Origin of the sequence: uncultured Veillonella sp. (assembly GCF_934190855.1) — a bacterium.
GTDB lineage: Bacteria > Bacillota > Negativicutes > Veillonellales > Veillonellaceae > Veillonella.
In genome coordinates, this window is record NZ_CAKPTN010000079.1 from 1 (window position 1) to 7,599 (window position 7,599).

At 38.7% G+C, this 7,599-nt stretch carries 6 protein-coding genes and 1 pseudogene; all 7 read left to right on the top strand.

From position 1 onward, the window contains the following. A partial coding sequence (locus Q0F90_RS05750; protein ID WP_296004128.1) for a flavodoxin domain-containing protein occupies positions 1–1,057 on the top strand: 1,057 nt, incomplete at its 5' end. 698 nt (positions 1,058–1,755) lie between these two features. Continuing rightward, positions 1,756–3,711, top strand: coding sequence for an S-layer homology domain-containing protein (locus Q0F90_RS05755; RefSeq protein WP_296004129.1), 1,956 nt, complete (start codon positions 1,756–1,758; stop codon positions 3,709–3,711). 350 nt (positions 3,712–4,061) lie between these two features. Continuing rightward, positions 4,062–4,547 (top strand): GNAT family N-acetyltransferase, encoded by a 486-nt coding sequence (locus tag Q0F90_RS05760; RefSeq protein ID WP_296004130.1) that lies wholly within the window; start codon positions 4,062–4,064, stop codon positions 4,545–4,547. A gap of 210 nt (positions 4,548–4,757) precedes the next feature. Further along, positions 4,758–5,507 (top strand): DUF969 domain-containing protein, encoded by a 750-nt coding sequence (locus tag Q0F90_RS05765; protein ID WP_296004131.1) that lies wholly within the window; start codon positions 4,758–4,760, stop codon positions 5,505–5,507. Between the two features lies 1 nt (position 5,508). Continuing rightward, entirely contained in the window at positions 5,509–6,438 is a 930-nt protein-coding gene (locus tag Q0F90_RS05770) for a DUF979 domain-containing protein (protein WP_296004132.1), read from the top strand. 46 nt (positions 6,439–6,484) lie between these two features. After that, positions 6,485–7,138 carry a pyroglutamyl-peptidase I gene (gene pcp, locus Q0F90_RS05775; protein WP_367113413.1) on the top strand — a complete coding sequence of 218 codons (654 nt, stop codon included), beginning with the start codon at positions 6,485–6,487 and terminating at the stop codon, positions 7,136–7,138. A gap of 224 nt (positions 7,139–7,362) precedes the next feature. Continuing rightward, positions 7,363–7,599: pseudogene (locus tag Q0F90_RS05780) on the top strand (glutathione S-transferase family protein); the annotation flags it as partial.

Consider the following 7,599-nt stretch of genomic DNA (forward strand, 5'->3'; position numbering starts at 1 on the left):
AACAGGCCTCATCGATACGGTGTGGAAACCTCATTCCTCTGAGTTTATCGACAATTTGGAATCTGAAATCGATTTAAATAAAATTGATTTCATCGTATGTAACCACGGCGAAGTGGATCACAGTGGTTCCTTGCCTGCGTTGATGGAGAAAATTCCTAATACGCCGATTTACTGTACAGAAAATGCCGTTAAGTCCTTGGTTGGTCAATATCATCATCCAGAATGGAATTTTAAAGTTGTTAAAACTGGTGATTCCGTAGACATTGGCAATGGTAAATCCTTGGTTTTCGTAGAAATGCGCATGCTCCATTGGCCTGATTCCATGGCAACCTATATGACAGGCGACAATATTTTGTTCTCTAACGATGCGTTCGGTCAACATTACGCAGTAGAAGAGTTGTGGGCAGATAAAGCGGATCAATGCCGTTTATGGGCAGAGGCGATGAAATATTACGCTAATATTTTGAATCCTTTCTCCCCATTGGTAAAAGCTAAAATTGAAGAAATTCAAAAGCTCAATTTGCCTATCGATATTATTGCTACAAGCCACGGTGCTATTTGGCGTGACAACCCAATGCAAATTGTAGAAAAATACTACGAATGGTCTCAAGCATACCAAGAAGACCAAATTACAGTGGTGTACGATACAATGTGGGATGGCACAAAAAAAATAGCTCATAAAATTGCAGAAGAAATTTCTAAGCAAGCTCCAGATACGCGCGTTAAAATTTACAATATCAGTAAAACAAATAAAAATGACATCATGACAGAGGTATTTAAGTCTAAAGCGATTGCCGTAGGCTCTCCAACAACAGGCAATAGCGTACTGTCTAGTGTAGCTGGTTGGCTCGACTTCTTACGTGAGTTGAAGTTTAAAAATAAAAAGGCCGCTGTATTTGGTACATACGGTTGGTCTGGTGAATCTACGAAAGTTCTTCGTGAAGAGCTAACTAAATATGGTTTTGCCGTAGTAGAACCAGAAATTAAATGTAACTGGAATCCAGACGCTTCTGATCTCAATAAAGCAGAAGAACTAGTAAGTGCATTATTAGCATAATTTAATATAAAAAATAAAGTAAGCCTCTTATTTTCTTTAGAAAAACTAGGAGGCTTACTTTTATTTTAGCCGTGTATACATAAAACATTGGATATTAAACGGAGAAATTGTAAACTTTATTCCTTTAAAGCTTTAATTGCAACATGTATATATGTTGATATGTATAGATATATATTGGTCAATTGTTAAAAATAAAATAAATATAAAATGAAAGAATACAGATTAAATATGCATAAAAGTTAAATTCACAAATAGTTCATGAATGCAGTGTGAATGAGGCTTAATGGGGGTTCATATTATATTCTAAATACTTATAGAATGATTAATTATTTATAAGTCAGGCGATTTATTAAATAAAAAATACTAGCGATGTTGTGATTTTTTTCACTCATCATAAAAAATGATGAATATATTAGCTCAACACAGAAGGCTAGTAATCAAGCTGTTTTTAGGGTATATGAAGACTTATTAATGAAGTTTATGTGGGAAAAAGGGTTGTGTATATCGTAAAACTTTGATATGCTATGCGGGTAATCAACAATATAAATTTTTCTTAAACTGAGATGGAACTATTTTTTGAGAGATTAATTAGAAATATTTCCTGATCAGCCCGAGGAGAGAGGCGGAACACTTAGAGAGGTTGAAAAATTGTATTGTATTGTATTTGGTTAAGAATTTTAATTTAGTGAGGGTGTAAGATGAGAGAAATGAAACATTCCAAAAAATTAGCGTTTGCTGTATTAGCTGCAGTGGCAGCAGTAGGTACTGCTGTTGCTCCTGTAAATGCAGCTCCTGTGACTACTGCAGATGGTTTTATCTTTGCAGCTGGCAATGCAACAGCATCTCCTGATGCGCATAATAATGTATCTTATGGTACTGTTGCTAATGGTTCAGCTACAAGTATTGCTGTAGGCCAAGGTAATACCATTACAAGCGCTAACGGCTCTAGCAGTGCTTTCGGTAACCAAAACACTATTAATGGTAACCAAGCTAATGCTTTCGGTGACGGCAATACTGTAACAGGTGCATATGCACAAGCTTTTGGTGATGCTAACGTCGCTAATGGTACAAATGCGATCGCTTATGGTTATAACAATACTATCGGTGGCACTACTACAAACTACCGCGATCGTACTTTCGATAATGAGCCAGATTCTGCTACACTTTTAAATGGTTCTTGGAATAGCAACTCCGTAGCTATCGGTTCTAAAAATACTGCATTAGGCAGCTCTGCATTGGCTGTAGGTAATGCAGCTCAAGCAAAAATGAGCGAATCTATTGCTATCGGGCATGGTGCAGAAGCTGACAAAACTTGGGGTATTGCAATTGGTACTCGTGCAGCTGCTTCCGATGTACGTTCCTTAGCATTTGGCCATGAAGCTAAATCTACTGGTTATAAAGCCAATGCTATCGGTGCTGATGCACAAGCTAATGGTAATCATGCTAATGCTATCGGTTCCTCTGCATATGCAAATGGCGATCATGCTCAAGCATTTGGTGCTGGTGCTCATGCTGATGGTGTACGTACTAATGTATTTGGTTCTGATGCTTCTGCAGGCGCAGATTACAGCATTGCAATCGGTAACAAAGCTAATGCATCCACTGCAAACTCTATTGCGTTAGGTGCTAATGCAACTACTCGTTCTGCTACAAATGTAACTAGTGCAACTTTAGCAGGTCATACATATGGTGGCTTTGCTGGTACTAGTCCTGTAGGCTCTGTATCCGTTGGTAAAGCTGGTGAAGAACGTCAACTTCACAACGTTGCAGCAGGTGAAATCTCCGCTACTTCTACAGATGCTGTAAATGGTAGCCAATTGTACTCCGTAGCAAATGAATTGCAAGATCAAATCAACAAAGGTGTACCTTCTAACGTAACTAACCAAATTACAAACATCAATAATCGTGTAGGCAACGTTGAAAAACGCGTTAATAAAGTTGGTGCAGGTTCCGCTGCATTGGCTGCATTGCATCCATTGGACTTCAACCCAGATGACAAATGGACAATCGCTGCTGGTTATGGTCACTACCACAATGCAAACTCCGCTGCATTAGGCGCGTTCTACCGTCCTAACGAAGACACTATGTTCTCCGTTGGTGGTACTGTAGGTACTGGCGAAACTCAATTGAACGCAGGCGTATCCCTTCGTCTTGGTAAACGTTCCCCTGAGTCCCGTTCCCGCGTAGCTATGGGCCGTGAAATCGCTGAATTGAACGCACGTCTTCAAGATATGGAAAACAAATATAACAACTTGTTACAAATCTTGAACCCACTTGCTATCGATCCTAGCAAAACTGCTGAATTCCCAGACGTTCCTCAAAACCATTGGGCTTACCAATACATTAGCCAATTGGCTGGTAATGGTATCCTTGTTGGTTACCCTGATGGCACATTCAAAGGCGATGCAAAAATGACTCGCTACGAATTCGCAACTATGTTGTACCGTGCACTTCAAAATGGTGCTCCTATCGATGAAAACATGAAACGTGCGATGAATGAATTCGGTCCTGAATTACAAAATATTCGTCTTAACCACTTCCGCATTGATCGTATCTCTGGTGGTGACAACGATCGTCACAAAACTGAACGTGTTCGCGTTAACAACGAACCTGAAAACCAACGTGACGTATACGGTTCCCGTATTTACAAATAATACGACAACTTCCCCTCGAGCTTGTGAAAGCTCAAAAACAGGATGTATCTTCGTGATACATCCTGTTTTTTGTGCCCAAATAGTAGAAGCTGCTAATAATAGAAAAAGTACTAATGATATATAAGTATGGAGTATTTTATCTTTATACACTTGATGTGTATTGTAAATTAACACGATAAAATGTGAGTATTACTATATTTCATAACGCAATTCTATATTAGGCATTAGTGTTCCGTATAATATTTATGTAAATCTATTGCAAGTTAATACGTATAGGTGTATAATTACGTTCATAAATTAAATAAATATACATGGTTTGTGAATAAAAATATAGAATGAGGGAAAAGACCATGAAAGAATTCAGACAACTAACAGTAGCAGATACAGCAGAATATCATAAGGTATTAATCGATGGCTATGCAGCGATTAAAGACTATCCGATCACCTTTGATGCCATTGATTTTACAGAGGAAGAATCCAAGGAGTGGATTGAAAATTATCCTGTGTATGGGTTATATATCGATGGACAGTTAGTCAGCTCCATTACGTTTTGTATGCCTTGGGTGAAATATTCAACACCGGATAAATATCCACATATTGCACACTTTGTAACGGCGCCAGCTTTCAAAGGAAAGGGCTATGCTCGGGAAACCTTGGGCTATGCAGAAGCGCTATTAAAAGAACAATTCAAAACCAATGCAGTGACCTTGGGAACCGCGAAGGAACATCCGTGGTTGCCTAAGATGTATGAATCCTTTGGTTTTAAAGCGTATGATAAGGTTCATTTTAGAGGAAAACAACATACTACCATTTTGTTCAAGAAAGAGTTGAGTTAAATAAGTAAATCGCCTTGTAATACACTTTTAGTAGTTTCTAGCTAGTTGTAAGATAGTAGCAAGCTACTAAAATACATTACAAGGTTTTTTATTGTGTGATATTATTACTATTTGATATATAATGTATTCGTATATAATATACATAATATATATACTGTGCCTTTGCAGTTATATGTGATTATGTGTAGTTTGTAGAAAGGATGTGTCCCTATGATTATTTTATCGGGCATTTTAGTGATGGTCATTGGTTTGATGCTACGCTTTAATGCATTGTTAGTAGTTATTGCCGCAGGCTTTGTGACGGGGCTTTCAGCAGGGCTTAGCATAAACGAAATCGTCGGTGCTATTGGAGAGGCTTTCGTAAAAAATCGTTACATGTCACTATTTGCCTTGGTACTTCCTGTAATTGGTATTATGGAACGCCACGGTTTACGTGAACGGGCAGAAATATTGATTGGTAAGATTCAAGCCGCAACAGCTGGCCGTATTTTTATGATTTATCTATTTGTTCGACAAGTAACAGTATCTCTGGGTATTAGTATGTCTGGTCTTGTAGCTATGGTTCGTCCTTTGATTTCTCCTATGAGTGAAGCTGCGGTAGCGCAAGGTCGCCCTATATCTCAACGGACACTCGATAAGATTCGTGGTGTAGCGGCATCTACAGATAATATTGGTAACTTTTTTGGTCAAAACTTGTTCCTTGCAGCGGGTGGTCTTTTATTGATTAAAGGTGTTATGGAGCAACTGGGCTATAATGTTGAGCTTACAGATATGGTACTATATGGAGTTCCTACTGCAATATGTGCCTATATAGTGAGTGTTATTCGATTCTTTATTTTTGATAAAACAATCCAAGCTAGTGTGGCTCAAGACGAGGCGGATATGAAAGCTGGCAAACTTGTACCAAACGAGCTTAACATCCTTGTTACACCAGAAGAGTTAGCGAAAGGGGGCAAATAATATGTTGGAATTAGTATATAAAATGCAGCCCTTAGACTTTGTATATCTTTTAGTAGGTATTATCTTAGTTATTTTTTCCATACAATCTTTTGTCGATAAGGGCCATAATCATCGTATTGGTACTGGTCTGTTCTGGCTATTATATGGTATTTCCTTCATCTTTGGCTCTTATATGTCTAAAGAAATTAATGGCTGGCTCGTAATTGCTATGGCGGCAATTGTGTTATTTAAACAACTTGGTAAAGGTAATTATTTTGAATCTGCCATAGATTTCAAAAAAATGGAAGCCTTACGTATTGGTAATGTGATCTTTATTCCGGCATTGCTCGTAGGTATTATTACGTTCATCATCGGTTTCTTTACGAAACTGGGTGCTCTCGTAGGCCTTGCCATTGCTTCTATTATTGCCCTATGCGTGGCGTTATATATTACGAAAGCTAAGGTAAATCAAAGTTTCCATGAAGGTCGTCGTCTTCTCGATGCCATCGGTTGGACTGCTATCTTGTCTCAATTATTAGCAGCCCTTGGGTATCTATTTAACCTTGCAGGGGTAGGTAAATTGATCTCAAGTATGGTAGCTAGCATAGTTCCTGCAGATAATGTATTCCTCATCGTTGTAGCGTACTGTATTGGAATGGCCTTCTTCACAATGATTATGGGGAATGCCTTTGCAGCCTTTGCTATGATTACTAGTGCTATAGGTGTTCCGATGCTTGTTGCAGGTCATGGCGCTAATCCAGCGGTGATTGGTCCTATTGCAATGCTTGCTGGTTATTGTGGTACCTTGATGACGCCAATGGCAGCAAATTTCAATATCGTTCCTGTGGCGCTTCTTGAAATGAAGGATACCTACGGCGTTATTAAGGCTCAAATTCCTGTAGCTATCGTAATGCTTACATTGAATATTCTGTTAATGTACTATTTCCTTTAATTTAATTTATATACAACGTCTTTGAAGACGGTTACGAGGTACTATGATGAAAACTATTTTGATTACCGGGTTTGATCCTTTCGGCGGTGAAAGTATCAATCCTGCATGGGAAGCTGTTAAAACGATGGATGGTTACACAGATGGGGACTACAAAGTAGTGACGCAAATGGTGCCAACTGTGCGTTATACATCTGTAAAAACAGCGGTAGCAGCAGCTGACAAATGTAATCCTGATTTTATCCTTTGTGTAGGTCAAGCTGGCGGTCGCCCAGATATTACAATTGAACGGGTAGCCATAAACTGCGATGATTTCCGCATACCAGACAATGGCGGTAACCAACCTACTGATGAGCCTGTTGTAGTTGATGGCCCAAGTGCTTACTTTGCTACACTGCCTATCAAGGATATGGTTAATGCATTGCACCAAGCAGGTATTCCTGCGAGAGTGTCTAATACAGCAGGCACCTTCGTATGTAATCATATTATGTACGGTGTGCTACATTATGCAGCTCAAAAAGGCAATATTAAGGCGGGATTCATGCACATTCCGTACTTGCCATCCCAAGTGGTAAACAAGCCAGATCAACCGAGCATGGCTGTTGAGACCGTACGCGCTACATTAGAAACTATCGTTCACGTATTAGCTCATGGTGAAAGCTACGAAGCACAAAATATTACATATACAACACCACATGAGTAACACTTCACAACTATATATTCTGAAAGAGAGGCTTAAGGCCTCTCTTTTTTCTTGCTTTTAAAATAAAAACAAATTTAAATACCTACTATTGACATAGGTATTTATATAATATATTATAAGTACATAATCATATTAAATTAGTAGGAATAAGTGAGGGATATCACAGTAGCTTTCAAAATAAGAATTGTAAGGCCAATAGAGATGACCTCCATGAGGAGAATAGAATGAGTGAACACGTAGATGTAAGCAACATCAAGGATCCTAGTATTGCGGCAGCTCGAAAAGAGGTTGAGTTCCAACGTGCTATGAATCCTTGTCCCATCGATTTTTCTGAGTTTCAATCTAGTAACCCTCGTTCTCAAGGGGAACAAAAGGAGTATGAAGGTAAAGATGCTTCGAATTTTAACCGTCGTCAAAAATATTCTGATAGCGAAGAGCCTCAATTCACAACACCTTTTGGC